A 26,334-nucleotide genomic window follows, 5' to 3' on the forward strand; every position below is an offset into this window, starting at 1 on the left:
GGGGGTATAGGAGACGCCGAACTGCACTGCGCGAACACCTCCCCAGGGAAGAACCGGCGAACCGGCGGGCGAGTCATGACCGACCGACCCGACGGCAGCGTCGAGCCCGAGCCGCACTGCTGCGGCGGGCCAACTCTAGAAGGCCGGAGGTGGCCAGGCCAACCCGCTACGGGGTCGAGGATCGACCGGCTTCACCCTCCCACCAGGCGAGCAGCTCCGCCCGGGCCGCCTCGGGACCGATCGCGCCGCGCTCCAGACGCAGCTCCTTCAGGAAGGCCCAGGCCCGCCCCACGTCGCGCCCCGGCGGGATGCCGAGGATCTCCATGATCGCGTTGCCGTCCAGGTCGGGGCGGACGGCGTCCAGCTCCTCCTGCTCGCGCAGCTGCGCGATGCGGTTCTCCAGGTCATCGTAGGAAGCGGCCAGCCGCGCGGCCTTTCGCTTGTTGCGGGTGGTGCAGTCGGAGCGGGTGAGCTTGTGCAACCGGTCCAGCAACGGGCCCGCGTCGGTGACGTAGCGGCGGACCGCCGAGTCGGTCCACCCGCCGTCCCCGTAGCCGTGGAAGCGCAGGTGCAGCTCCACCAGCCGGGCCACCTCGGTCACCGTGACCTTGTCGAAGCGCAGGGCCTTGAGCCGCTTGCTCACCAACCGGGCCCCGACGGTCTCGTGGTGGTGGAAACTCACACCGCCGCCGGGCTCGAACCGGCGGGTCGCAGGCTTGCCGATGTCGTGCAGCAGCGCGGCGAGCCGCAGGACGAGATCCGGGCCCTCGGGGCGAGGGGCGGCCTGCTCGAGCGCGATGGCCTGCTCGAGGACGGTCAGCGAGTGCTCGTACACGTCCTTGTGCCGGTGGTGCTCGTCGATCTCCAGCTTCAGCGCCGGCAGCTCCGGCAGCACGTGCCCGGCCAGCCCGCTCTCGACCAGCAGCTCGATGCCGGGCCGCGGCTCGGGGCTGAGCAGCAGCTTCTCCAGCTCGGTGCGCACCCGCTCGGCCGAGACGATCTCGATCCGGCCGGCCATGTCACGCAGCGCGGCCCCCACCTCGGGCGCGACGTGGAAACCGAGCTGGGCCGCGAACCGGGCCGCCCGCATCATCCGCAGCGGGTCGTCACTGAAGGACTGCTCGGGCGTGGACGGCGTCCGCAGCACCTGGGCGGCCAGGTCGCCCAACCCGTCGAAGGGGTCGACGAACCGCAGGTCGGGCAGCACCAGGGCCATCGCGTTCACGGTGAAGTCGCGGCGGGCCAGGTCACCCTCGAGGGTGTCGCCGAACGCGACCTCGGGCTTGCGTGAGGCCGGGTCGTAGACGTCCGCCCGGTACGTGGTCACCTCGACGACGTGGTCGCCCTTGCGGGCCCCGACCGTGCCGAACTCCTTGCCGATCTCCCAGTGGGCGTCGCCCCACTTCCGCAGCAGCCGGACCGAGTCGTCGGGACGGGCGTCGGTGGTGAAGTCGAGGTCCAGGCTGGCCCGGCCCAGGAGGGCGTCGCGCACCGGGCCGCCGACCAGGGCCAGCGTGAAACCGGCGTCCGCGAAGAGCCCGCCGAGCTCGCCCAGCACCCCCTGCAGCGGCAGCAGCCGCTTCGTCGCCGTGATCTGGGCCCGCGTCCTCAACGCCGCGAGGTCGTCGGCGGCGGAGGCGGAGGGAGTGGACGGGGCGGGCACGGGCGACAAGCCTGCCATGACCCCAAGTCGACCCCAAGCGGTCGGGTGCACGGTGACACGGTGGACGACGCACGCCCGGCTCCCGAGGCCGACCCGACGAAGGTGACCGACGACCTGCTCGAAGCGCTCGCCGGGACCCTGGTGCGCACGGTGAGCGACGTCGTCCCGGGGTCCACCACCGCGAGCGCCGACCTGCGGTTGCGGGTCGCCCAGTTGCGTGAGGCCGTGCGCGAACGGCACCCGACCGACGCGGCGGGACCGGATGTGGGGCACGCGGAGCGGGCTGAGCTGGCCGTTCTCGGCGACGGGTTCGTCGCGGCCGTGCACGGCTGGTCGATCGAGGACCCGGAGGGCGGCCCGGTCTGGGCGCGGCAACGACAACAGGCCCTCGAGGCGGCCCGGGCCCTGCACGACGGGCTGCGCGTGCACCATGCCCACGAGCGGGCGAGAGCCGGTCCGGGAGCACCGGGACTGTAGTTACAGTGGCCCCCATGCCCCGCCCATCCCGGACCCCGCGCGGGGCTCGGCGGCCGCTGCCGACCGTCGTGGAGACGTCGGCGGGGGGGCTCGTGGTGGAGCGCTCGGACGGCGGGCCGGTGGGGGCGGTGATCGCCCGCCTGAACCGGGCCGGCAAGGTCGAGTGGTGCCTGCCGAAGGGCCACCTCGAGGGTGACGAGACGCCGGAGCAGGCGGCCGTCCGCGAGATCGAGGAGGAGACGGGCATCCGCGGCGAGATCGTGCAGCCGCTCGGCTCGATCGACTACTGGTTCTCCGTCGAGGGCAAGCGCGTGCACAAGCACGTGCACCACTTCCTGCTCCTGGCCGTCGGTGGCCGGCTGAGCGTGGAGGGCGACCCCGACCAGGAGGCCATCGACGTCGCCTGGGTGCCGCTGACCGAACTCGACGGGCGGCTGTCCTTCCCGAACGAGCGGCGGATCGTCGAACAGGCCGGTGCCCGTCTCGCGGAGAGCGCGTGAACCCGCCGCGCGCCCTGCGGGCCCTGCCCGCCCTGGCGCTGGCCATCGTGCTCGCCTCGGCGGCCGGCGTCCCGGCCGGGGCCGGCGGGACGGCGGGCGCCGGGACGGCGGGCGCGGCCGACCTGTCGGGCGTGCCCCTGGTCGCCGGTGAGGTCACGCTCACGCTGACGCGCGTCGCCCCCGCCGCGGTCACCGCCGACTCCGACCTGACGATCAGTGGCGTCGTGCGTAACGGTACGGGGAAGACGATCAAGGGGGCGCGGGCCTCCCTGCGGTTGCACTCCGAGGTGCTGAGCACCACCGCCGATGTGCAGGGCTGGACGGGCGGAACGCTCGACGACACCGGCGGCCGCTCGCTGCCCGGCACGGTCAAGGTCGGGAAACTGCCCGCCGGGGGCAGCGACTCCTTCACCGTGCAGGTGTCCGGCGCCGAGCTCGGCCTGTCGAACGCCTCGTGGGCGTTCGGGCCGCGCGGCCTGACCGTCGAGATCACGGCCGGGGCCAAGACCGTGGCGGCCACCCGGACGACGATCGTCTGGTCACCGACCACCACCACGGCGGCGACCCGGCTCACCCTGCTGGCGCCGATCACGGCGGGCCAGGCCGGTGCGAACGCGGGTGGAGCCACCACGGAGGCCGAGACCGAACTGGCCGCCGGTGGCCGGCTGGACCGGGTGGTGACCGCCACGGCCGATCCCGACTTCGGCTGGATCGTCGACCCGGCCGTGCTCTCCTCCGCCGCCGAACTCAAGGCCGACGGGCTCGACCCCGAGCTCACCTCCGCCACCGGGCCGGCGACGTCCGGCGGGTCGGGGCCGGCGTCGTCCGGCGGCTCCACGGGCCCCTCCGGCGGGTCGAACGCCTCGGCGACCGGCCTGGCCGGCGAGGACGCCGCGATGCGCGCCGGCCGGCAGTGGCTGGCCCGGTTCTCGGGCGGCGCGGCGGGGCGGACCGTGCTCGGGCTGCCCTACGCCGACCCCGACATCAACTCGCTGCTGAACAACAAGGGCGTGAAGCTGTTCCGGATGGCGGGTGACCTCGGCCGGCGGGTGACGGCGGAGACCGGCCTGAGCCCGTTCGACACGACCGTCGCCTGGCCCGGGGACGGGCGGCTGCCGAGCCGCTCCGTGTCGGCCGTCCAGCACAGCGGCTACAGCGCCGTGCTCCTGGCCTCGGACACCCAGCCGGTGGACACGGCGTCGTCGACGACGACGCCGACCGGTCGCTCCACCGTGTCGGGCGGCGGCGAGTCCCTGGCGGGGCTCCTGTACGACAAGGACCTGTCGACCCTGGTCGCGGGCAGCGGCGGGACGCAGTCCGTGCAGTCCGTGCAGTCCCTGCTGGCCGAACTGGCCGCCGTCAGCCTGGAACAGCCGACCGAGCAACGGCACCTGCTGGCGGTGACCCCGCGGACGTGGAGCCCGAACCCGGCCGGGGTCTCGGCCATGCTGGCGGCCCTGCACTCGGCCCCGTGGGTGGAGCTGTCCTCACTGGACTCGCTGCGCGACGCGACCCCGGTGGGCGGGCGGACCGAGACCGCCTACGGCGCCGACCAGAGGGCCACCGAGCTGCCGCCCGGGCAGATCTCGCGGGCCAACCGGCTGAAGCAGCGGCTCGACCTGTTCGCCCCGGCGCTGCGCAACCCGGACCCGGTGCTCGACCCGTACCGGAAGCTCGTCTGCTCCCTGCTGTCGGTGGCCTGGCGCCGGGACCTGAACGACCTGGCTGCCGCCGGGCAGCGCGTGTCCGGCCAGGTCGGGCAGCTCACCAACGGGGTCAGGCTGTCGATCGGGGCCCGGGGCAAGTTCTTCACCGCCACGAAGTCCGAGCTGCAGGTCGCGATCATCAACGACACCGACCAGACGCTGGCCCTGAAGGTGGTGGCCGACGCGTCGTCGCGCCAGCTCGTCGTCGAGGACGTGGCCGTCGAGGCGCCGCCGGGCCGCAAGATCGTCGCCATCCCCGCGCACGCGCTGGGCAGCGGCAACGTGACCGTCACCGTCGTTCTGGAGAACGCGCGCGACGGGATCATCCAGTCGCCGCAGCAGTTCACGGTGAAGGTCCGGCCCGACTGGGAGACCCGCGGGATGATCGTGGTGGTCTCGATCCTGGGGCTGCTCGTCGTCATCGGCCTGCTGCGGGGGCTGCGGCGCAGCCGGACCCGGGTACCGCCGACCGACGTCCCGGACGTCGACGACCTGGCGGTGCAGCAGGCCCAGGACGAGGCGCGGGCGAACCAGCCGCCGGGCGCGCGACCCCCGGCCGTGGACGCCGCTCCACAGCCCGCTCCACAGCCCGACCCGGAGCCCGATCCGCGCCCGGACCTGAAGTCGGACCTGAAGTCGGGACCGGAGCCCGAGTCCGGCGCGGAATCCGTGGGCAGCACCTCGCGAGCAGGAGGCGGCGAGTGAACACCAGCCAGTTGATGCGCAGCAGCGCGGTCATGGCGGCCGGGACCTTCACCTCCCGGATCCTCGGGTTCGTACGCGCCGCACTGCTGCTGGCCGCCCTGGCCACCGGCACGTCGGCCGACGCCTTCAACGTCGCGAACACGATCCCCAACGCGCTGTACATCCTGCTCGCCGGCGGGGTGCTGAACGCGGTGCTGGTCCCCCAGATCACCCGGGCCGCCAAGAACCTCGACGGAGGCCAGGAGTACATCGACCGGCTGCTGACGATGGCCGTCACCGTCCTGTTCGTGGTCACGGTCGTGACGACGGCGGCCGCACCGTTCCTGATCCGGATCTACGCCTCGAACGACTGGGAGCCGCGGACCTTCGCACTGGCCACGGCGTTCGCCCTGTGGTGCCTGCCGCAGATCTTCTTCTACGGCCTGTACACCCTGCTCGGCCAGGTGCTGAACGCGCGCGGCAGCTTCGGACCGTTCATGTGGGCGCCCGTGGTGAACAACATCGTCGGCATCGCCGGGATCATGTGGCTGATCCACGTCGCCGGCACCCCCGACGTGCACGGCCACCCGGTCCAGTCCTGGCAGACGTCGTGGACGGTGATCCTGGCCGGGTCGGCCAGCCTCGGGGTGATCGCCCAGGCGCTGATCCTGATCCCGGCCCTGCGCCGGGCTGGCATCAGCTACCGCCCCCGGTGGGGGCTGCGCGGGTTCGGGCTGAGGACGGCGGGTCGCGTCGCCGGGTGGACGTTCGCCGCGGTGGTCGCGCAGCAGCTCGGGTACATCGTGGTCACCCAGGTCGCGACGACGGCCGAGGGCCTGGCCCGCACCGCGCACTCGGGGTTCGCCAGCGGCTACACCGTCTACACGAACTCGTTCCTGCTGTTCATGCTGCCGCACTCGCTGATCGCGGTCTCACTGGTGACGGCCCTGTTCACCCGGATGTCGATCTCGGCGTCGAACGACCGGCTCGACGAGGTCCGGGCCGACCTGTCGCTCGGCCTGCGGGTGACGGGGCTGGCCACGGTGGTCTCGGCGGCGGCGTTCCTCGCCGTCGGGGTGGACCTGGTCCGGACGATCTTTCCCAAGGGTGGGATGTTCCAGGCCCGCGGTATCGCCTACGTGACCGGCGCGATGATGATCGGGCTGATCGCGTTCAGCGCCCAGTACCTGTTCCAGCGCGTGTTCTACGCCTTCGAGGACGCGAAGACGCCGTTCTTCATCCAGGTCGTCGTGGTGCTGACCTGGGCCGGCGGCAACCTCCTGTCCCTGCACCTGCTGTCCCCGGCCTGGATCGTCGTGGGGATCGGCGCGGCCATGACCGTCTCGAACCTGGTCGGGGCCGCCCTGTCGATCGCGCTGCTGCGCGGCCGGTTGGGCCGGCTCGACGGGCGGCGGATCACGCGTGCCTACGTGAAGTTCCTGGCCGCCGCCGCGGCCGGCGGGCTGGTCGCCGCGGGGCTCTCGTACGTCCTGCACGCCGGGTTGGGCGACGCCTGGCTCACGTCGGTGCTGGCCGCCGTCCTCGGCGGCGGGGCGCTGCTGACCGTCTACTACGTGGTGCTGCGCCGGCTCGGGACGCCGGAACTCGATGAGCTGCTGCGGCCCCTGCTGCGCCGCCGGGCCGGCCGGCACGCCGAGGTCAGCTGAGCGCCTTCGGGTCCAGCCGGACGTCGAACCGGTCGTCCCACCACCAGGCGGCGAGCGCCTCGATGTCGTCGCCGTCGACGTTGGCGCCGATCACCAGCCGCTCGTCGGTGTAGGTCCAGATCACGTTCGAGCGGCGCTGCGCGTCGACGAAGCAGAGGAACTCGCCCTCGGCCTTCTTGTCGAGGTCCCAGATGATGCGCTGCCCGGAGCGCGAACAGGCGTCGACGACGTCGTCCGCGTACCCGGCCCGCGCGGCGATCCGCCGCCCGTCGAGGTACTTCGTGAGAGCGGCCCGGGTGGCGAACCGCTGCGCCCACAGGTGCGTGGGCGGGTGGGAGCCGAACCGCGCGTAGCCGCGGGTCGCGCAGACCACCCCGGCCTGGGCGCCGGTGACCTTCTGGGCCGTGAGGTCGGCGGTGCAGGTCTTCCGGTCGGGGAACTGCGACGGCAGCTGCAGGACGATGTCGCACTCGGCCCGGGTCAGGTCGTGACAGTTCGGGTTCGTCGCGAGCGCCCCCCGGGTGGCGGCCTGCGGTTCCTCCGGCCGGGTGAGCACGAGCCCGGTGTAGACGGCGGCGACCATCAGGACGAAGACCGCCGTCGCCGCGGCGACGAGCGTCAGCAGGGCACGCCGGGAGGGCCGCGACGGCGGGACGGGCGGGGCGAGGTAGGCCGGGACCGCCGGGTAGGCGGGTCCCGGGGCGCCGGGAGCCGTCAGACCGGACGCCGGGGCGTTCGACGCCGGGCCGGACGCCGGGGCGCTCGACGCCGGGCCGGACGCCGGGGGGCCGGGAGCTGCGAACGGCGCCGGGTGGGCGGCCGGGCCGGGCGGGTAGCTCGGCCCGGGCGGGTAGCTCGGGCCGGACGGCGGGACGGACGGCGGGCGGTCGAGGACCCGTGGGGTGACCGGCACCTGCTCGAAGGTCGGTTCGGGAGCTGGGGCCGGTTCGAGGGCTGGTTCGGGTGCCGGGACCCGTTCCGGGACCTGTCCCAGGGTCTGGACGGACGGCGGCACGGCGGTGGTGGCGGCGGCGGAGGTGGTGGCGGGGGTGGCCGGCTGCGGGTCGGCCCGGGGCAGGCGTGCGGCCCGCAAGGCGGCGAGCAGGTCCGGTTCGACCTCGAACCGCAGCGCGGCCCCGAACACCTCCCACAGCTGGGCTCGGACCTGGACGTCGAACGTCGCGTCTCCCGCCACGTAGATGCAGCGCAGGCCGATCTCGGGTACGCCGGTGGCCCGGATCGTCGCGGCCGTGAGCCGGATCGTGCCGGGGATGTCGTGCGGGTCGACCTGGCGGCCGTTGACCGGGCCGACGGGTAGGAACGCGTCGCCGCCCCAGCGCAGCACCGCGGTCTCGAACCGTGACGCGTCGAGGTCGTAGACCGCCACCAGGTCGCCGGGGGCGAACGCCTCGCGCCACCCGGGACCACCGGTCCCACCTGCTGAAACCACGCCGTTCCCCCGCTCCGTCACCGCCCCAGGATGAACGACGGCGAAAGCACCTGTCACGACCTGTTGTCGGAACGATGCCTTCGCCACAATGATGACTACTTTCCGTCAAGACAGGTCTACGCGACAGATTGGGCCGAACCGGTCGTCCGGACACCGTCCGGAGCCGATGCGTGGCGACTCCTTTAGCATGAGTTGTCCCCAGCACACGGCCCTCCTGGCGCTGAGATCGGGCCCGGCGTGGGGGGAGGAGGTGGACCGACCGTGAACGAGGCACGCCCCGGCGCTCGCCTGGCCGGGCGGTACCGGCTGTCCGAGCGCCTGGCCGAGAATTCCGACGCCTCCACCTGGCTCGCCGTGGACGCCACCCTCGACCGGCAGGTGCAGGTGTGGTTGCTGCGCCCGGGGCACCCCCGCGCCGACGAGGTGCTGGACGCCGCCCGCCGGGTCGCCCTCGTCGACGACCGCCGCCTGGTGCGGGTGCTGACCGTGGGGACGGACAGCGGGACGCTGGGCGAACGCGCGTACGTGATCACCGAGCACGTCGCGGGGCGGACCCTGGAGTCGCTGGCCGCCGACGGTGGGCTGCCCGCCCCTGCGGCCCGCCGGGTGGCGGGTGAGGTGGCCGAGGGCCTGGCCGCGGGCGGCCGCGGCCTGCACCACCTGAAGCTGACCCCGCGTCTCATCACCGTCACGCCCGCGGGCTCGGTGAAGATCGCCGGTCTCGCGACCCTGGCGGCCGCGGCCGGTCTCGAACCCGGGCACGCCACGCGCGCCAACCGGGTCGACGCGCTGGCCACGATCGGGGTGCTGTACTTCGCGCTGACCGGTACCTGGCCGCTGGGGGACCTGGGGTTGCCCGCGGCCCCCCGCACGCCCGAGGGGCCGGCGGTCCCGCCGCGCGACGTGGTGCCCGGCGTCCCGGCGGAGCTCGACGAACTCTGCACGCAGACGCTGGCGGGCGACGGGCCGAAGACGCCCGGCGAGGTCGCGTTGCGGCTCGACCCGTGGTTGAGCGCGGCGCAGGCGAAGCTGCTGCCGGACGTCCAGCCGGCGAGCGCGCCCTCCGGGCCCCGGGCCACCGCCGTCGTGACGCCCGACCCCGAGCCGGTCACCGAGCCGGTCACGGAGCCGGTCACCGAGCCGGAACCTGCGCCGGAACCTGCGCCGGCAGCAGAACCGGTGGCCGACACCGACCCGGATGAGCACGGTGTCACACAGCAACCACCTGGTGAGCGTGGTGTCACACCGCAACCAGCGGAACCGTCGGGCGCCGACGGCATCGAGGACGAGACCGAGGAAGAGCCGGACACACCGCGGCTCGGCCTGCCGATCAGCCGACCGGGCCCACCGCGGTTCCGTCCAGCTCCACCCATGCCGCCGCCGATGCCGGCGTCCGGCGGGACGGGCGGGGCGTCGTCCGGTCTGCGTCCCGGGCTGGGCCCGGTACCGAAGCCGCCGCCCGAGGCCCCCCGGGAACCGGCGCGACCGGCCGCGGCGGCCGCCGCCCCGGACACGGGCCTGGGCACCAAGACCCCTCCGCAGCCGATGCGGCCGCCCGCGGCCCGGACGAACGGCACCGGCCCGACGCCGACGGCCCCGGCCGGTCCGCCGACCACCCCGAGCACGGGCGGGCGCGGCCTGAACGGGTTGAGCCTGCGGCACGCCAACGGCCAGCCGCCGGTGACCGCCAGCGGCGAACAACTGCTGCCGTGGGCCGACACCTGGTCCCCGGGCGACGAGGCCCCCTCGGTCGTGGAGTCGACCGGCCCCTTCCCGATCGTCCTGCCGCAGCAGGCCCCACCGGCCGAGCAGTCCCGGCGCGTCGTGGTCGGCGTCGCGGTGGCCGTGGTCCTGGTGCTGCTGGTCGCGGGGCTGGCGGTCCGGGGGCTGATCAGCGGCGGCGACCCGAGCGCGAACCCCGGGGTCGTCGTCCCCACCGCCACGACCAACGCCTCCGTGAGCGCCACCCCGAAGGCGAGCGCCCCGCCTTCCACCGCTGCGACCACCCCGGCACCGACCAGCACGGCACCGACGACACCGGCCGGGGAGGCCCCGGAGATCGCGGCCATCCGTGCGGTCGACCCGCAGGGCGACGGCGACGAGGGCACGAGCACCAGCCCGAAGGCGGTCGACGGCAAGGACGACACGTTCTGGAACAGCGAGACCTACACGTCGGCGAAGTTCGGCGGCCTGAAGAAGGGTCTCGGGTTGTCGATCCGGCTGAAGGACGTGGCCACCGTCAGCAAGGTCGAGATCGACGTGCGCGGGTCGGGCGGGAACGTCCAGCTGCGCCTCGGCCCGACGGCCGACCCCGCGAAGGCCCAGGTGGTCGACTCCGCGAAGCTCGACGGGGGCACGACGACACTCCAGCCGAAGACGATCTCCGAGGCCAAGTACGTGATCCTCTGGTTCACTGCCCTTCCGCGGACGAGTGACGGCTACCGGGCGGAGGTCACCGAGGTGCGAGTGACGTGAGTCGACTGACGTGAACCCTGACGCGGGGGACGACGACCGGCAGCTGCTGGCCGCCCACCTCGCCGGTGACCCCGACGCCTTCACCGAACTGGTCACGCGCTACCGGGACCGGTTGTGGGCGGTCGCACTGCGTACGACCGGCGACCGTGAGGAGGCGCTCGACGCGTTGCAGGACGCCATGGTCTCGGCGTTGCGCGCAGCCGGCGGGTTCCGCGGCGACTCGGCCGTCTCCACGTGGCTGCACCGGATCGTCGTGAACGCGAGCCTGGACCGGCTGCGCCGCCGGGCCGTGCGGCCCACGGTCCCGTTGGACGACGGGCGCGGCGGTTTCGAACGGGTCGCGGACGTCCCGACCCGGGTGGACGAGGCGGTCGCGACGACCGCGCGGCTCGACGTCCGGGCGGCGCTGGCCAGGTTGCCCGAGGACCAGCGGGTGGCGATCGTCCTGGTCGACCTGGAAGACCTGCCGGTCGCCGAGGTGGCCGCGCTGCTCGACGTCCCGGAGGGCACCGTGAAGTCGCGGTGCGCCCGGGGCCGGCTGGCGATGGCGCGGATGCTGTCCGACGGTGGCCAGGACGGTTCGGCGGCGTCCCGGCCGGCGCCGCGCCGCAGTGGACGGCGGGCGGCCGGGAACCCGACGCCCCCCGCGGGCGTCCCACTGCAGTCCGACAACCGGGAAGGGAGGTGAGCAGGATGCCCGAGGATCCCCTGGACCACCCGGACGACGACGCCCTGGCGGACTGGTCCGCCGGCCTGCTCACGCCCGAGGAGACGGCGGTCGTCGAGCAGCACATCATCGAGTGCGCCCGGTGCGGCGACCTGCTGGAGGCGGCCGAGTCGGTCCCCCGACGGCTGGCGCAGCTGCCGGACGAGAGGATGCCCGCCGGTCTGGTGGCCGGGTTCGAGGCGTCGGTGCTGGCCGCGGTGACGAGCACGTCGGCGCCCACTCCTGCGGCCACTCCGGTGAGCGGCACCCGGGCCGAACCCGACGACGCGGCGGGCGGGGCGGCGTCCACCGGCCCCTCGACCGGGCCCACCCGGGTGCTGCGCCCGATGGCCACGGCGACCGGGGCCGGCACCGGGACCGGGGCCCGGCGGCAGCAGCGCTCGGAGGAGCGCACCGAGGAGCGGACGTTCCGGTGGCTCGGGTACGGGCGGATCGCGGCGATCGTGGTCGGGGTGCTGGTGCTCGGCGCGGGTGGGGTGGCCGGGCTGCGGGCGATCACCGGTGGGGACGGGACGGCGGAGTACGCGTCCAGCGCGGGCGGTGCGGCCGACGACGCGGCGCCGCTGGTGACCGTCGTGCTGGCCACGGGTACCGACTACACGTCGGCGGACGTGAAGAAGCAGGTCGAGAGTCTGGTCGCGGAGAGCCGGAAGAGTCCGTCCGCCGCCGCCCGGGCGTATTCGCCGACGAGCTCCCAGGAGGGCTCGGCCACGGACCTGCAGACGAGCACCGCGCCGTCCGCGAGCGCCTGGAGCACCGCCACGGTGAAGTCCTGCCTGACCGCGATCGGCCGGGCCGACGAGCAGCCGGTCGCGGTCGACCTGGCCACCTACGAGTCCCGGGAGGCGGCGGCGATCGTGCTGCAGGAGCCCGACGGCACGTACGAGGTCTGGTTCGTCTCCCGCACTTGCGGGACCGGCTCCCAGGAGACGTTCGCCGTCGAGACCATCACCCCCTGAAGGCACCCGCCGAGGGAGGGGACGCGCCGGGAACACCTGGCCCCTACGATCGGTTCCACACTCCGGAGCAATTCCCCCCAGCCGCAGCCAGGAGAGCCACTGTGGACGACGTCCGCGACGTGATCATCATCGGTTCGGGCCCCGCCGGGTACACGGCCGCCCTCTACGCCGCCCGGGCGAACCTGAAGCCGCTGGTCTTCGAGGGGTCGGTGACCGCCGGTGGTGCGTTGATGAACACCACGGACGTGGAGAACTTCCCTGGTCACCCGGACGGGATCATGGGTCCGGAGCTGATGGACAAGCTGCGCGCGCAGGCCGAGCGGTTCGGCGCCGAGCTGGTCACCGACGACATCGTGCAGGCGCGCCTGACCGGGGATGTGAAGGAGGTCGTGTCCGGGGAGGGGACGACGTACCGCGCGAAGTCGGTCATCCTCGCGACGGGTTCGGCGTACCGGGAGCTGGGGCTGCCGAAGGAGAAGCAGTTGTCCGGGCACGGCGTCAGCTGGTGCGCGACGTGTGACGGGTTCTTCTTCCGGGAGCAGGACATCGCGGTGGTCGGCGGGGGTGACTCGGCGCTGGAGGAGGCGACGTTCCTGACCCGGTTCGCCAAGACCGTGACCATCGTGCACCGCCGTGACGAGCTGCGGGCCAGCAAGATCATGCAGGACCGCGCGCAGGCCGACCCGAAGATCCGGTTCGCCTGGAACAGTGAGGTCGTCGACATCCACGGCGACGCCAAGGTGTCGGGTGTGCGGTTGCGGGACACGGTGACCGGCGCCGAGCGCGACCTCGAGATCGCCGGCCTGTTCGTCGCCATCGGCCACGACCCGCGCACCGAACTGGTCAAGGACCAGGTGCACCTGACGGACACCGGGTTCATCGCGGTGCAGGGCCGTTCGTCGCGGACCAACCTCTCCGGCGTGTTCGCCTGCGGCGACGTCGTCGACCACGAGTACATGCAGGCCATCACCGCCGCCGGTTCCGGCTGCGTGGCGGCCCTGGACGCCGAGCGCTACCTGGCCGCTCTGGCCGACATCGAGGGCGGGCTGGACGAGTCCTCGACCGCCGACGCCGCCGAGCGCCGCGCCGAGGCCGTGCCCTTCTGAGCCTTCTCCCGTTCCGCGACCTACGATTGAAAGCCCTTCACCGGAAAGAGGAACCAGCGATGGCCGAGACCGACACCGCCCTGCAGGTCGTCACCGACGACACCTTCGACGCGGAGGTGCTGCAGTCGGACAAGCCCGTGCTGGTCGACTTCTGGGCGGAGTGGTGCGGGCCGTGCCACCAGGTCAACCCGATCCTGGAGGAGCTGGCCGGCGAGAGCGAGTCGCTGAAGATCGTGAAGATCAACGCCGACGAGAACCCGAAGATCACCGCCGCCTACGGGGTGATCTCGCTGCCGACGCTGAACGTGTACTCCGGTGGCGAGCTGGTGAAGTCGATGACCGGCGCCAAGCCGAAGCCGATCCTGCGCCGCGAGCTGTCGGAGTGGCTGGGCTGATCTTCTTCGGGTTGAGGGCTGGGCGCGGCGACCTGCCGACCCCTACCCTCTCGACGTGGTGACGAGGCCGGGCGCGGGACTCCTGCCGAAGGTGGCCGAGCGGCCGCTTCGGTTCGGTGACCGCGGCCCGGCCGTCGTCGTTCTGCGTGACCTGCTCGACCGGGCCGAGCTCGGTCAGCCGGACGAAGGGGCCGCCCCGCTGAGCCAGGCGCCCGACGTCCAGCTGTTCGACGAGGCCGTCCAGGAGGCGGTCCGCCTCTTCCAGCAGTTCCGCGGCGTGCTCGCCGACGGCGTCGTCGGGCGCGACACGGCCCTGCAGCTGGACGCCGCGCGCTGGCAGCTGGGCGACCGGGTGCTGGTCGACACCGGGTCGCCTTTGATGCGCGGGGACGACGTGAGCGCGCTGCAGGAGCGGATGGTCAAGCTCGGCGTGCACGCGGGGCCCGTGGACGGCATCTTCGGGCCGGTCACGGCGGCGTCGCTGCGCGAGCTGCAGCGCGGGCTGGGCGTGCCGGCCGACGGCATCTTCGGCCCGCGCACCGTGCACGCGATGGCTGCGCTCGGCCGGGCCGTCGAGGGTGGCGACCCGTGGAGCCTGCGGACCCGTGAGGGCGTGGCCGCCGCGGGCAAGAGCCTGAAGGGGAAGGTCATCTGCCTGGACGCCGCGCACGGCGGGAACGGGTACGGGATGTCCGGGCACGGGCTGGTCGAGGCCGACGTGACCGCCGAGGTGTGCCGGGTGGTCGCGGAGAAGCTCCGGCTGGCCGGGGCGACCGTGGGCCTGACCCGCACCGGTGAGCCCGGTGACTACCCCGACATCGTGGAGCGGGTCGACTTCGCGACGGAGCTCGGCGCCGATCTCGTCGTGTCGTTCCACTGCGAGGCGAACCCCTCCCCCCTGGCCGAGGGGTTCGCCACGTTCTACTGGGGCGGGGGCCGGGTCGGGCAGCATTCGGCGGTCGGCCGGGCACTGGCCGGGTTCGTGCAGCGTGAGGTCGTCGCCCGCACCGGAGTGGTCGACTGCCGCAGTCACCCGTGCTCGTACGACCTGGTCCGGATGACCGCGATGCCGGCCGTGATGGTCGGGTTGGGCTATCTGAGCAATGCCGATGACGCACAGCGACTTTCGAGTGCCGCGTTCCTGGACGCGGTGGCCGATGCGGTCCTGGCCGCCGTGCAGCGGGTGTACCTCGGCGAGGACGACGCGACGGCGACCGGCACGATCGCGTTGGCCGACGTCCTGGCTCACGCCGAGGGGAACTGACCTACCCCCGGCCTCGTGATCACGAGTGGGAGGTCGAGCTGAGCGCGGGCACGCGCACGGTGCCGAGGATGCGCTCGAGGGCGAGTTCGACATCCTCCCGCCAGGAGATGGCGGTCTTCAGCTCGAGCCGCATCCGCGGGTAGCGGTGGTGCTGGCGCACGGTCTTGAACCCGACGGCCGAGAACAGGTCGGCCGGGGCGAGGCACTTCGACTCCTCGGCGCCGGCCTCCTCGGTGGGCGGGCGGCCCTGCCGGCCGGGGATCGGCAGCGCGGCGGCCGCGGCCCGCAGGCTGGGCCCGAGGCCGCCCCCCGCCGCGAGCCCGAACGCCTCGATGGCCTTGACCCCCCGCCGGGACAGGTCCTTGGCGCAGGCCTGGACGAGCATGCGGGCCAGACCGGAACCGGCGTACTGGGGCATCACCCGCGCCGTCATGAGCAGGACGGCGTCGGCGCTGACCGGGCTGGTCGGGAAGGCCAACGAGCGCGGGACGAACGCGGGCGGGGCGTAGGTGACGAAGCCGGCCGGGCGGTCGTCGACGTAGGCGACGCGGCCGCAGCTGCCCCACTCGAGCAGGGTCGCGGAGATCCACGCCTCCTTCTCGAACGCGGTGTCGCCCATCTCGCGCGCGCGGCGGCCGGCGACGGCGTCGAGCTCCCATGACACGCAGCTTCGACACGGCGTCGGCAGGTCGGAGACGTTGTCGAGAGTGAGGGGTGCGAGGCGTCGGGTCACGCGTGCCTCGCCGCCTGCGTGGACCGGTGGTCGGCCCGGACGTCGACCGCGGGAGACCCGTCGGTCGCCTCACCGGGGTGAGGGGACTCGACCGGCGGCTGCGGGTCGAGGCCCGTGAGGTCGAGGACGACGGGTCGTCGCCGAGGTCGCAGGAGCGCGACGGCGAAGCCGGCCACCACTCCGGCGGCAAGGCCCGCTACTGCGAGCCGACCGAGTCGCATGCGACACTCCAGGTAACAGGAATCGGGCGGAGCGCGATTTCAACGCACACCCGGGGACCTCCGTGTCGGAGGTTTTCGACCACGATCGTATGCCGGTTGAGCCCCTGGGTGAATACGACAGCCAGTTAATATTCAGCTACAGAGAGTGATAGGCGTGGATCAGAGCGGCGGTAGCGGACAGGACTCCCGACTCGACCGATGGTTCGACGCCTACTCCGCCCGTACCCGCGGGATGACGGCCTCGGAGATCCGCGCGTTGTTCGCCGTCGCGAGCCGTCCCGAGGTCGTGTCCCTGGCCGGGGGCATGCCGTACCTTGCGGCCCTGCCGCTCGATGTCGTCGGCGGCTCGCTCGAGCGGCTCGTCGCCGAACGCGGGCTGGTGGCGCTGCAGTACGGCAGCGGGCAGGGCGACCCCGGGCTGCGCGAGCAGATCCTCGACGTGATGGCCCTGCAGAAGGTGCACGCCAGCCCCGACGACATCATCGTGACCACCGGGTCCCAGCAGGCCCTCGACCTGGTGACCCGGGTGTTCGTCGACCCGGGCGACGTCGTCCTGGCCGAGGCTCCCAGCTACGTCGGCGCGCTGGGCGTGTTCCGCTCCTACCAGGCGGACGTCGTCCATGTGCCCCTGGACGCCGAGGGCCTGCAGCCCGAGGCGTTGCGTGAGCAGCTCGAGAAGCTGCGCCGCGACGGCCGCCGGGTCAAGCTGCTGTACGTCATCCCCAACCACCACAACCCCGCCGGGGTGACGCTGTCGGCGGCCCGGCGCCCCGAGATCCTCGAGATCGCCCGGCGGTACGGGGTGCTGGTGCTCGAGGACGACCCCTACGGCCTGCTCGGCTTCGACGGGGACCCGCTGCCGGCGATCCAGTCGCTGGACTCGGACGGCGTGATCTACCTCGGGTCGTTCTCCAAGACGTTCGCCCCCGGGTACCGGGTCGGCTGGGCGGTGGCGCCGCACGCGGTGCGCGAGCGGTTGGTGCTGGCCTCCGAGGCGGCCATCCTGTGCCCGTCGTCGTTCAGCCAGCTGGCCGTCTCGAGCTACCTGTCGAACCACGACTGGAAGCATCAGGTCGGGGTGTTCCGTGAGCTGTACCAGGAACGGCGGGACGCGATGCTCGACGCTCTCGACGACCTGCTGCCCAGCGCGTCGTGGAACGTGCCGCAGGGTGGGTTCTACGTGTGGGTGCGGCTGCCGGCCGGGCTGGACGCGAAGGCGATGCTGCCGCGTGCGGTGACCCAGCGGGTGGCGTACGTGCCGGGTACCGCGTTCTACGCCGACGGTCAGGGGCGCGACCACATCCGGTTGTCGTACTGCTTCCCCACGCCGGAGCGCATCCGGGAGGGCATCCGCCGGCTGGCCGGGGTGCTCGACGCCGAGCTGGAGATCCAGTCCACCTTCGGTCCGGGCATGGGGCCGACCCCCGCGTTCGGGATGGGTCGGGTGACCGGGCCTAGTGACTCCCCGTCGCCAGACCTCACCTGACTGTTACACGTGAAACGATGACCGCCGGGCCCCTCGTGGGGCCCGGCGGTCATTGTCGTGAGAGGTGGCGGCGTGAGGGCCGTGCTGTGAGCCTGGCGCGCGCCGCCCCGAGCGTCAGCTCTGGAACGCCTTGCGCTCCTCGGGCGCGAGGATGTCGAGGATGCGGTTCAGGTCCTCGACGCTCGCGAACTCGATGCTGAGCTTTCCCTTGCTCCGGCCCAGAGCGATGGACACCCGGGTGTCGAGCCGGTCGGCCAGGCGGGTGGACAGCTCGTCGAGCTCGGCGTGGTGACCGCCGGCGCGGGGCTTGCGGCGGGCCGCGGCCGGGGCGGCCGTATCGCCGTCGGTCAGCGCGACGGCCTCCTCAGTCGCCCGGACCGAGAGTCCCTCGTTGACGATGCGCTGGGCAAGCTTGTCCATCGCGTCGCCGTCGTCGAGGCCGAGCAGTGCCCGCGCGTGACCGGCCGACAGGACGCCCGCGGCGACGCGGCGCTGGACCGTCGGGGGCAGGCGGAGCAACCGGATCGTGTTGCTGATCTGCGGGCGGGAGCGGCCGATGCGCGTGGCCAGTTCCTCGTGCGTGCAGCCGAAGTCGTCGAGGAGCTGCTGGTAGGCGGCCGCCTCTTCGAGCGCGTTCAGCTGGCTGCGGTGCAGGTTCTCCAGCAGGGCGTCGCGCAGCATGTCGTCGTCGGACGTGTCCCGGACGATCGCCGGGATCGTGTCGAGGCCGGCCTGCTGGCTGGCTCGCCAGCGGCGCTCACCCATGATCAGCTCGTAGGCGGGCCGACCGTCCTTCTCCCCCGCCCGGCGGACCACGATGGGCTGGAGGACGCCGATCTCCTTCACCGAGTGGATCAGCTCGGCGAGGTCCTCCTCGTCGAACACCTGCCGAGGCTGGCGGGCGTTCGGCGTGATGGAGGTCAGCGGCAGCTCGGCGAAGCTGGCCCCGGGGACGGGGAGGAGCGGCTCACCCGCGGGCGCCGGCGCACTCTCGGTGGGCTGCGCCTGGGCGGGCACGGTCGCGCCTTCGGCCGGGGCCGACCCGGCGGCCGCTGCGGTGGTCGTGGCGCCGTCCGCGGAGGTGGACGCCTCGGCCTGGCCGTCGCCCCGATCCGGGAAGAAGACGTCGACCGGACGGTCGGTGCTCCCCTTCGCCGGTGGCGCCGGAGGGATGAGCGCTCCAAGACCACGGCCCAGGCCTCGACGCTTGTCGCTCATGATGTCCCCTCTGCGTTCTGTCGGTAGCTGTCACCATCGGTGCTCAGTACTTGCTCGGCCAGTTCCCGCGCCGCCTCGAGGTATGAGAGCGCCCCGCTCGACGCCGGGTCGTACGTCATGACCGTCTGACCGTGGCTGGGCGCCTCGGAGATCCGGACCGAACGGGGAACCGTCGTCCGCAACACCTCGGAGGGGAAGTGGGCGCGAACCTCGTCGGCCACCTGCGAGGAGAGCCTCGTACGGCCGTCGTACATCGTGAGCAGGATCGTCGAGACGTGCAGTGACGGGTTCAGGTGACCCTTGATGAGCTCGACGTTGCGCAGCAGCTGCGACAGACCCTCCAGCGCGTAGTACTCGCACTGGATCGGGATCAGCACCTCGTCGGCCGCGACGAACGCGTTGACCGTCAACAGGCCGAGGCTCGGCGGGCAGTCGATCAGGATGTAGTCGAGCCGTTCGGGGCTGTCGCCCTGCCGGGCCAGGAACTGCTGGACCGCGGTCTTCAGCCGGGACTCGCGGGCCACCAAGGAGACCAGCTCGATCTCGGCGCCGGCCAGGTCGATCGTCGCCGGGGCGCACCAGAGGTTCTCGATCTCCGGGCACGCCTGAATGACCTCGATCAGCGGGCGGGCGTCGACCAGCACCTCGTAGATGCTGGGCACCTCTGAGTGGTGCGGAACGCCCAGCGCGGTCGAGGCATTGCCCTGAGGGTCGATGTCGAGCACCAGCACCCGGAGACCGGCCTGGGCCAGGGCGGCGGCGAGGTTGACCGTGGTGGTGGTCTTGCCGACGCCGCCCTTCTGGTTGGACACGGTCATGACACGGGTGTGGCGAGGACGGGGGAAGCGGCGGCCAGCCAGGGCGATCCGACGACGGGTGTCCTCGGCCACCTCCATAGCCAGGGGCGTCGACTCGTCCATCAGCGAGATCGAGTCGACGAGAGGGGCACCGCCGAATTCCGTTCCGGACGCGGATTCGGTTGTCATCACTGGGCTCGCAAAGGCGGGATTGGGCTCGACCTCGAGCCAGGGGCGGGTGGAGGCGGTCCGGCCGTCGCCCTCGACGGTGCGCGATCCGTGCCCGAGTTCACGGGCCAGAGCCTCACTCGCCTGAGCGAGTGCGGTGGGAATGTCGTTCCCCGGTTTCCTGCTGTTCTCGGCACCGCGGGCCGCATCGTCGGCGTCCAGCTCGTCCTCCGCTGTCTCGGCCTCCGCTTCTCGACCCGTGTCGTCCTGACTGGGTTCATCGAGAGCGGCCTCTGTTTCTGCTGAGACTAGCGCCGCGTCCGGCTCGTCGGGGCCGGAGTGCCCTACCTCCCGAGCAACCTCGGCCTCGCGCACTTCCTCGGCAGCCTCGACCGGCACGTCCTCCGGCGTCTCCACCGCAGTTTCCACCGGGCTCTCCACCGGGCTCTCCACCGGGCTCTCCACCGGGGCGGCCACACTGAGGCGGACCTCCGGAGTCACCGCCGGCTCATCCGCGAGGGCCGGCTTCTCGGCCAACTGTCCCGTCACCGCCTGAGCGGTGATGCGCGGCGTGCCGCCCCCGGCGCCGACCCAGCCCTGGGTCGCCGTCACGGCGGACGACGTGGTGACCGGGATGGAGACGACCGACGCCTTCTGCTGCGGCTCGGTGTTCGTCCGGATGTCGACCACCGTGGGAGTCGGCGCCTCCTCGACCGGCGCCAGTTCCAACGCCCGGGCCAGGCTGCCCGGAGGCGACGTTTCACGGGAAACCTCGCCGGCGTGATTGCCCCGCGGCCACCCCAGACCGTTGACCACTCGCCTCAGCTTTCCCGATGGCCAGCCCAATTCGCTCACCACGATCCCTTCCCTCACCGCACGCGTACACATCATCCCGCGCGCATCGGCCGGACCCGACGACGACAGTCCGGGCGCTGATGATTTCTGCACGCGGAAGGGCCGGATCGGCCGTCCCACTCTAGTTGCGGGGCTCCCCGTCCAGGAGTCTCGCGACCGGTCTTCTCGCGATGTGGATCGAATCGTTGTGATCTCCGGCCGGCGGATCGGCCTGTACTCGGGATCCGCCCTGGTTTCACGTGAATCGAGGGTGGGCCTGGCCCCTGGTCACCCGCTGCCGTTGGCTGGGTGATCGAGCCGGCTCTCGCTCGACTCGCCCGGGAACCCCGGACAACCGCGGGACGGACGTTGTGGCGGGCTGATGCCCACGCGTCCGCTGCCCCGACCGCCCGCCCATCTGGACCCGCCCTGCGTCGTCCCATCCATTCCCTCTGGACGATCGGGCGGTCCGGGCCACCCCGGACGGAGTTCCCGGCCCGCAACCTCCCCGGGCAAGCGGGGGCTCCCTCCCTTGGCGGCGCCGGCCCTCGCGTCGCTGGAGGTTTCCCCTCCCCTCTGCTCATCGCCGAGCGCTGGGAGCGCAGGGCGGTGACCGACGGAGGAACGTGCGGATCGTGTCTCCTGCAGCGATCGGCACCGGACTGCCCGCCCGGTGATCGCAGTGACCGAGACGTCCTCCTCCCCATCCGAGGTGGTCGTCTCAGACACCGGCCTGCTGCTGACCACCACGTCCTCGCTGTCGGTCGCGAGAAGGCCTCGGAGCTACTGCACCCCGAGCGCGTCGTGGGATTCGATGAACGTCGTCGACCCAAGATCTAGGATCTCGCGTATCTGATCTGGGTCCGATAGCGAGGCGCGCCGGCGTCGGACCGGACTCGTTTCACGTGAATCGCAGAGGCCTGACCCGAACTCCGCGGGCCGTACCGATCAGCGCCGCGCTCTGGAAACCGTCGACGCCCACCCCTCGGACGCCTCGTCTCACACCAGGTGGCCGACCGGCGCCGCAGGCGATGGGGCGGCGCCTACAGATGCGCTGGCCGACTACTCCACGGCCATCCCCCACAGCTGATACCGCAACGACTCGAGTCGGTCGGCGGGCCGTCCCGATGACAGCCGCTCCCCTCCTGCCGAGACAGACCAACGCCGCGGTCACCATTTCCCTGAACACCGAACGATGCCTCTGCCGGGGTAGCCAACACGTTCCCGGGCCGCTCCCCAAGCCCATCCCCACCCTCGCCCCCTCCAGCCGTGATCATGCAGAAAGTCCTCCAACGCCCCCGGTTCGACGTTCAGGCGCCCATGCCTGGCCCGCATCGTGAGGCCGGCATGCGCGGTCCAGATCGCTAGCTCGCTCAGGTTTCACCCCCGGTCGCGCGACACAGCGGCCGAACGATCATCATCTTGCGCCTCTCCTCGTCGCGGACATGAAGTCGCCAAGCGCATGCTCGAGGCCGGCTGTCCGGTCGTGTGGGACGTCCGGGAAGGCGCACCTCCCAAGGGCGAGATCGACGCTGGAGGAGGTATGGACGCTGATCGACACCAGAGGTCGGCCACATCGGCCGGCCAGTGATCCCGACCCCCTGTGGCAGAGCTTCACGGTGCGACGGTGCGACGGTGCGACGGTGCGACGGTGCGACGGTGCGACGGTGCGACGGTGCGACGGTGCGACGGCACGACGGCACGACGGCACGACGGCACGACGGCACGACGGCACGACGGCACGACGGCACGACGCCACGACGCCACGACGCCACGACGCCACGACGCCACGACGCCACGACGCCACGACGCCACGACGCCACGACGCCACGACGCCACGACGCAGCTGACGATCTCAGTCAGGAGGCAGCGCAGCCGACTCGTTCTTCGTCGAGCCAGTCCTCCTGGAGCCGGGACCGGCACGTCCGGCCGCCGTCAGCCACGAGCCCAGCGCCTCGCGCCAGATGACGACGCTCTCGCCCTGGACGGCCGATTCGGTCGCGGTGGCGAGGGCCGCGCGGCCGATCGGCAGAAGGCCGACGACGACGACATTCCCATCCGTCGGTCGCCCAGCGGCACCCGGTTCTCATCGGTGGCGAATGCCGTGCAGTGAGTTGGGTAGTCGGTGTCCACGGCGAACATCGAACGACGAGCAAGCTGGCGCCGAGCTCTGGCCTCCAAGCAGGAGGGGCCGTGACCAGACGACCCTCCGCTGCTTCGATCCCGATCGGCGACGGGTCGGGGGTTGGCCACTCGCGCAGGTTCGAGGGGCTAGGGCTCGGTGGGCCTGGATTGCCCCCCGGGGGCCGCCGGGAAACGGGCGGTCGTCCGGCCGTCACAAGTCCCGGGTCGCCTGAGCCGTGCGTACATCAAGCTGGGAATCATCTCTCATTGCCCGTGTGCGCCGGGCAGGCTGGCGGATCGAGGCCGCGGCCTGGCTGGCCGACGCTCCCCTGATCGGTGTGACGAGCCGGCTTCACCGCTGGGCTTCACGACCACCAGTCTCCGACCGGTTCCACGTGAAACGGTCGCAGGACTTCTCGACCGACTATCCACACGTGTGGTCGTTATCCCCAGGGGAATCCACACGTCTGGACATTGGCTCGCCCCCTCCCCCGTCCCCGGACCCACCTCACTCTCGACCCGGATGTGAACGTGGCGACGTGGAGGGGTTGCTGCATGGAACGCCAGTTCGACGGAACGGCCAGCTCCAGCGAGCACGTCGATCCCGACTCTCTGAGAATCGGGAAACACGACTCCCACACACCCTCCCCGCTCGCGCCGAACCGGTCCTCGCGGCTCGGTCACGAGGGCCCGCGGGGGTGCGTCACCATGTCCTGAACGAGTCTCGTCGGGAGCCCGAGCGGACCTGATCCAGACGAACACCGCGGCGTTCGCCGAGAAGGTCAAGCCGCAGCCCCGCCCCTCGCCTCACTCAGAGAACCACTCGCGTTCGTCTCGTCCGCCCCTGCCCATGGGCACCCACCGCCACGGATCCATGCACACCGGGAGCGAAGAGGCGGCTCTGATATCGGAGCCTCGCGACGACGGGCCCGGACGGGCGGCTCGCTCGTCGAGCTCTGTCGTCGCCTGGGGAACGTCGAAGTTTGGCCCGGGTCGATCGTCGTGCGAATCCCCAGCCCAGGTCGGTGACGCCGGTCCTGATGCCAGCGAGATGTCGGCTAGTCAAGCCCACGCGACCGGGAGGTCGCGTCGATGGTCTCGGTCGCGCATCTCGACCCACCTCCCGCGCACCCGACCAAGGCGACACGTGTGGTGCCTGACGACTCGGTCCGTCGAGAGGAGCCGTCCCCTCCGAGCGGTCCCCCTCAACCGGGCCTCCCGCGCCCAGTTGCGTGTGGATGATCTCAGCGAGCGCGCGGTCGACCGGTGCCTACGATCGGGCGCACTCAGCGCGACCCATCAAGGCGTGCTCGGGGCGGCCTTCGGGATGGTCCGCAGCATCCGCTGCAACTCGAGGATGTGCAGCCGTCCGCCCGTCCCTGTAACCCGGACCGAGTCGGACCAGGCTCGCGGACCGTCGTCCCGGGCGGACGCGGCGCCAGGCATGAGGCGCCCGTCCTGCCGTGACCCGCAAGACCAGCCACTCCTCGACCCGGGCAGACGCTCGCCTCCTGATCCGGCCCGCCGCTTCCGCGCCCGCCCGGTCGTAGGGAACTCACGGCGTTCGGCTGGCCCGTGGGTGAGCGACCGACGCAGACCCTCAGGTGTGCGTCGCCCTCTCTCCACCGAGATTCGACGAACCGCACGGCACCGTCGTGCCTCTCGTATTCGATGGCCTGGCGACCACTCCCCGGTCGTGCCGTAGGGCAGCTCTCCCAGCAACACCGGTCCGGTAGTTGGGGTCATCGACCCGCGTGGGGGCAGAAACGCCGGTACAGCCGGTGGGGCCGTCGTCGGCGTGAACGACAAGACCGGCGAGTGGTCCCCGGCTCAGCCCACGGGGCATCGGGCGCCACTCCGCTTCGATTCACGTGAAACACGGAGGCGGTGTCGGCGGTGATCCCCAACGTCGGGACGAGAGTCGACCACAGGCGCCGTCGTCCCAGCCATCGAGAGACCCTCGCCGATCGCGCCCCCGAGCGTCGGCGTGCCGGGCCGGCATGGGCGCGAAGGTGAGTTCGACGGTCTGGAGTGAGACGCCCGCACCGGACACTCAGACCCGACGGTAGGACGCCCGCCGGGGTGGCGACGCGTGACGGCAGGATGAGCAGGTGGCTTCCCGCCCAGCCGTGAGAGCAGTTCTCCGCGACGCTCGGCCGGCCAGCCCAGCCATGCGTCGCTCGGCCAACGATGCGGGACAAGGGTCGACTGCCGCCACTGCGATCTCCGTCGGCCGCTCCCACCACGCCAACCGACGAACATGACGGGGCCGAGTCGCCCCCACCGTCCAATCCGGACCACGAGCCGAGGCAACCCATGCCGACATCACAGGATCCATCTCGAGGCTGTCGCCAGGGGCGCACATTGCATCGCGCTGATCCGTCGCGCGCTCGACAAAGCTGGATCGGCCATCGCCCGCGAAGACCCAGCCGTTGGCCTTCCTAGTGATTGGGGTGAGCCGGGGCGCAGGTCTCCGATCCAGTGGCCGCGGTCCACGCGGCGGCCGCGCCCGACGGTGGTCGGACACCCCCGGCCGTGGCGGCGACACTCGGAGGCTGGATGCGGCATGCGACGGTGTCGACGTTCAGGTCACCTGCCCCGGCCCTGGATCAGTGCCTGCGCTCCGCCGCAGTCAGCGATCCCTGAGAACGTCGTGAGGAGGCCGGGGCCCAGGGTGAAGCACGGTCCCGCGGACGTGGTCCGATGTCGATAGTCCGGCACTGATGGCCCACCCGTCAGGTGGGAGACCCGGATCCCCTGACGTCACCGTCGCGCGTCGTTTCCCGTGAAACGGTTGGCGAACACCCCCATGAGGGCTGAGGCTCCGTCGGCCGACAGAACCGGTACAGGGGGTCGTTCCACATAGTTCTTCGAAAGTGGGGATAACTCGTCACCCGTGAACCACACGGGCTTCCGGCCTGCGCAAATGCCCATGCCCCCTGTGGAGACCGTTGTGGACAGGACGAGACAACGTCAGCGATTGCGGCGAGCCTTCGTGGAGGGCTTGGCCGGGGTAGAACGGTGCGCGCCGACCGTCACGCGGATCACGGTCGTCGTGGGATCGACGACCCCGACCCCGCATCCCACGACCTCGGCGGACACGGCTCCCAGGCGGGTCAGCTCGGCGCGCGCCTCGTCCAGTTCCTCCGCGGCCGAGGCGCCCTTGAGAGCGAGCAACTGACCCTGCGGGCGCAATAGCGGTAGACACCAGCCGGCCAGTTTCGGCAGGGCCGCGACCGCCCGGGCGGTGGCGACATCGAACCGGGCCCCCGACCGGGTCACCTCGTCGGCTCGACCGCGCGCGATCTCCACCCCACTCAACCCCAGCTCCTGGACCACCTCACGCAACCAGACCGATCGCCGGAGTAGGGGCTCGATCAGGGTCACCTTCAGGTCGGGCCGGGCGATGGCCAGAACGAGGCCGGGCAGACCGGCCCCCGACCCGACATCGGCCAGGGCGGCCGACGGGGGGATCAGCTCGGACACGACAGCGCAGTTGAGGACGTGCCGGTCCCAGATCCGCGGAACCTCACGCGGACCGATGAGCCCACGCTCGAGGCCACTCGTCGAGAGTGCCTCGACATACCGCTGCACAAGCAGAACGCGGTCGCCGAAGATTTCGGCGACCGCGTCGCTCGTTCCACGTGGAACAGACACCGGGTCGGTCACAACGAGCAGGG

General features: G+C 72.2%; 18 protein-coding genes. 11 read left to right on the top strand and 7 right to left on the bottom strand.

Going from position 1 to position 26,334, the window contains the following annotated elements:
- Positions 1 to 166: 166 nt before the first annotated feature.
- Positions 167 to 1,681, bottom strand: coding sequence for a CCA tRNA nucleotidyltransferase (locus ACIB24_RS02835; RefSeq protein ID WP_398274861.1), 1,515 nt, complete (start codon positions 1,679 to 1,681; stop codon positions 167 to 169).
- Between the two features lie 42 nt (positions 1,682 to 1,723).
- Here ACIB24_RS02835 and ACIB24_RS02840 point away from each other — a divergent pair, with 42 nt between their 5' ends.
- Genes ACIB24_RS02840 through murJ form a run of 4 tightly spaced genes read left to right on the top strand, consistent with a single transcriptional unit; the run spans position 1,724 to position 6,697 of the window.
- Positions 1,724 to 2,140, top strand: a complete 417-nt coding sequence (locus tag ACIB24_RS02840; protein ID WP_398274864.1) for a hypothetical protein — start codon at positions 1,724 to 1,726, stop codon at positions 2,138 to 2,140.
- A gap of 14 nt (positions 2,141 to 2,154) precedes the next feature.
- On the top strand, positions 2,155 to 2,640 hold the full coding sequence (locus ACIB24_RS02845; RefSeq protein WP_398274867.1) for an NUDIX hydrolase: 486 nt from the start codon (positions 2,155 to 2,157) through the stop codon (positions 2,638 to 2,640).
- Complete coding sequence (locus ACIB24_RS02850; RefSeq protein ID WP_398274869.1) at positions 2,637 to 5,051, top strand: DUF6049 family protein; 2,415 nt, start codon at positions 2,637 to 2,639, stop codon at positions 5,049 to 5,051. Before ACIB24_RS02845 ends, ACIB24_RS02850 begins: the two co-directional genes overlap by 4 nt.
- Positions 5,048 to 6,697, top strand: a complete 1,650-nt coding sequence (gene murJ / locus ACIB24_RS02855) for a murein biosynthesis integral membrane protein MurJ (protein ID WP_398274872.1) — start codon at positions 5,048 to 5,050, stop codon at positions 6,695 to 6,697. The genes ACIB24_RS02850 and murJ overlap by 4 nt, the downstream gene beginning before the upstream one ends.
- Here murJ and ACIB24_RS02860 read toward each other — a convergent pair.
- Positions 6,690 to 8,168: a hypothetical protein gene (locus tag ACIB24_RS02860; protein WP_398274875.1), complete on the bottom strand. Its 1,479-nt coding sequence runs from the start codon at positions 8,166 to 8,168 to the stop codon at positions 6,690 to 6,692. The two genes, murJ and ACIB24_RS02860, sit on opposite strands and share 8 nt — an antisense overlap.
- A 240-nt stretch (positions 8,169 to 8,408) precedes the next feature.
- On the opposite strand from ACIB24_RS02860, the gene ACIB24_RS02865 reads away from it, so the two are divergent.
- The 6 genes from ACIB24_RS02865 (at position 8,409) to ACIB24_RS02890 (ending at position 15,073) form a co-directional block, all read left to right on the top strand.
- Positions 8,409 to 10,622: a hypothetical protein gene (locus tag ACIB24_RS02865; protein ID WP_398274878.1), complete on the top strand. Its 2,214-nt coding sequence runs from the start codon at positions 8,409 to 8,411 to the stop codon at positions 10,620 to 10,622.
- A gap of 10 nt (positions 10,623 to 10,632) precedes the next feature.
- Positions 10,633 to 11,310: an RNA polymerase sigma factor SigM gene (gene sigM / locus ACIB24_RS02870; RefSeq protein WP_398274881.1), complete on the top strand. Its 678-nt coding sequence runs from the start codon at positions 10,633 to 10,635 to the stop codon at positions 11,308 to 11,310.
- A gap of 5 nt (positions 11,311 to 11,315) precedes the next feature.
- The gene (locus ACIB24_RS02875) at positions 11,316 to 12,308 is read left to right on the top strand and encodes a hypothetical protein (RefSeq protein WP_398274884.1); all 993 of its coding nucleotides are present in this window, start codon (positions 11,316 to 11,318) and stop codon (positions 12,306 to 12,308) included.
- Positions 12,309 to 12,409: 101 nt separating this feature from the next.
- Positions 12,410 to 13,414: a thioredoxin-disulfide reductase gene (gene trxB, locus ACIB24_RS02880; protein ID WP_398274887.1), complete on the top strand. Its 1,005-nt coding sequence runs from the start codon at positions 12,410 to 12,412 to the stop codon at positions 13,412 to 13,414.
- A 59-nt stretch (positions 13,415 to 13,473) separates the two neighbouring features.
- Positions 13,474 to 13,809, top strand: a complete 336-nt coding sequence (gene trxA / locus ACIB24_RS02885; RefSeq protein WP_398274890.1) for a thioredoxin — start codon at positions 13,474 to 13,476, stop codon at positions 13,807 to 13,809.
- 55 nt (positions 13,810 to 13,864) lie between these two features.
- On the top strand, positions 13,865 to 15,073 hold the full coding sequence (locus tag ACIB24_RS02890) for an N-acetylmuramoyl-L-alanine amidase (protein WP_398274893.1): 1,209 nt from the start codon (positions 13,865 to 13,867) through the stop codon (positions 15,071 to 15,073).
- Between the two features lie 19 nt (positions 15,074 to 15,092).
- On the opposite strand, the gene ACIB24_RS02895 is transcribed toward ACIB24_RS02890, so the two are convergent.
- The gene (locus tag ACIB24_RS02895; protein WP_398274896.1) at positions 15,093 to 15,806 is read right to left on the bottom strand and encodes a GNAT family N-acetyltransferase; all 714 of its coding nucleotides are present in this window, start codon (positions 15,804 to 15,806) and stop codon (positions 15,093 to 15,095) included.
- Positions 15,803 to 16,027, bottom strand: coding sequence for a hypothetical protein (locus ACIB24_RS02900; protein WP_398274899.1), 225 nt, complete (start codon positions 16,025 to 16,027; stop codon positions 15,803 to 15,805). The genes ACIB24_RS02895 and ACIB24_RS02900 overlap by 4 nt, the downstream gene beginning before the upstream one ends.
- Before the next feature lie 232 nt (positions 16,028 to 16,259).
- Between ACIB24_RS02900 and ACIB24_RS02905 the strand changes: the two genes are divergently transcribed.
- Positions 16,260 to 17,513, top strand: a complete 1,254-nt coding sequence (locus ACIB24_RS02905) for a PLP-dependent aminotransferase family protein (RefSeq protein ID WP_398276722.1) — start codon at positions 16,260 to 16,262, stop codon at positions 17,511 to 17,513.
- 114 nt (positions 17,514 to 17,627) lie between these two features.
- Here ACIB24_RS02905 and ACIB24_RS02910 read toward each other — a convergent pair whose 3' ends face one another.
- The 3 genes from ACIB24_RS02910 to rsmG all read right to left on the bottom strand — a co-directional run bounded on the left by ACIB24_RS02910 (position 17,628) and on the right by rsmG (position 26,323).
- Positions 17,628 to 18,731 (bottom strand): ParB/RepB/Spo0J family partition protein, encoded by a 1,104-nt coding sequence (locus tag ACIB24_RS02910; protein WP_398274902.1) that lies wholly within the window; start codon positions 18,729 to 18,731, stop codon positions 17,628 to 17,630.
- The gene (locus ACIB24_RS02915; RefSeq protein WP_398276799.1) at positions 18,728 to 20,671 is read right to left on the bottom strand and encodes an AAA family ATPase; all 1,944 of its coding nucleotides are present in this window, start codon (positions 20,669 to 20,671) and stop codon (positions 18,728 to 18,730) included. Before ACIB24_RS02915 ends, ACIB24_RS02910 begins: the two co-directional genes overlap by 4 nt.
- 4,956 nt (positions 20,672 to 25,627) lie before the next feature.
- A complete protein-coding gene (gene rsmG / locus ACIB24_RS02920) occupies positions 25,628 to 26,323 on the bottom strand; it encodes a 16S rRNA (guanine(527)-N(7))-methyltransferase RsmG (protein WP_398274905.1) in 696 nt (231 codons plus the stop codon).
- Positions 26,324 to 26,334: the final 11 nt, after the last annotated feature.

This window comes from Spongisporangium articulatum (assembly GCF_044465595.1).
GTDB lineage: Bacteria > Actinomycetota > Actinomycetes > Actinomycetales > Kineosporiaceae > Spongisporangium > Spongisporangium articulatum.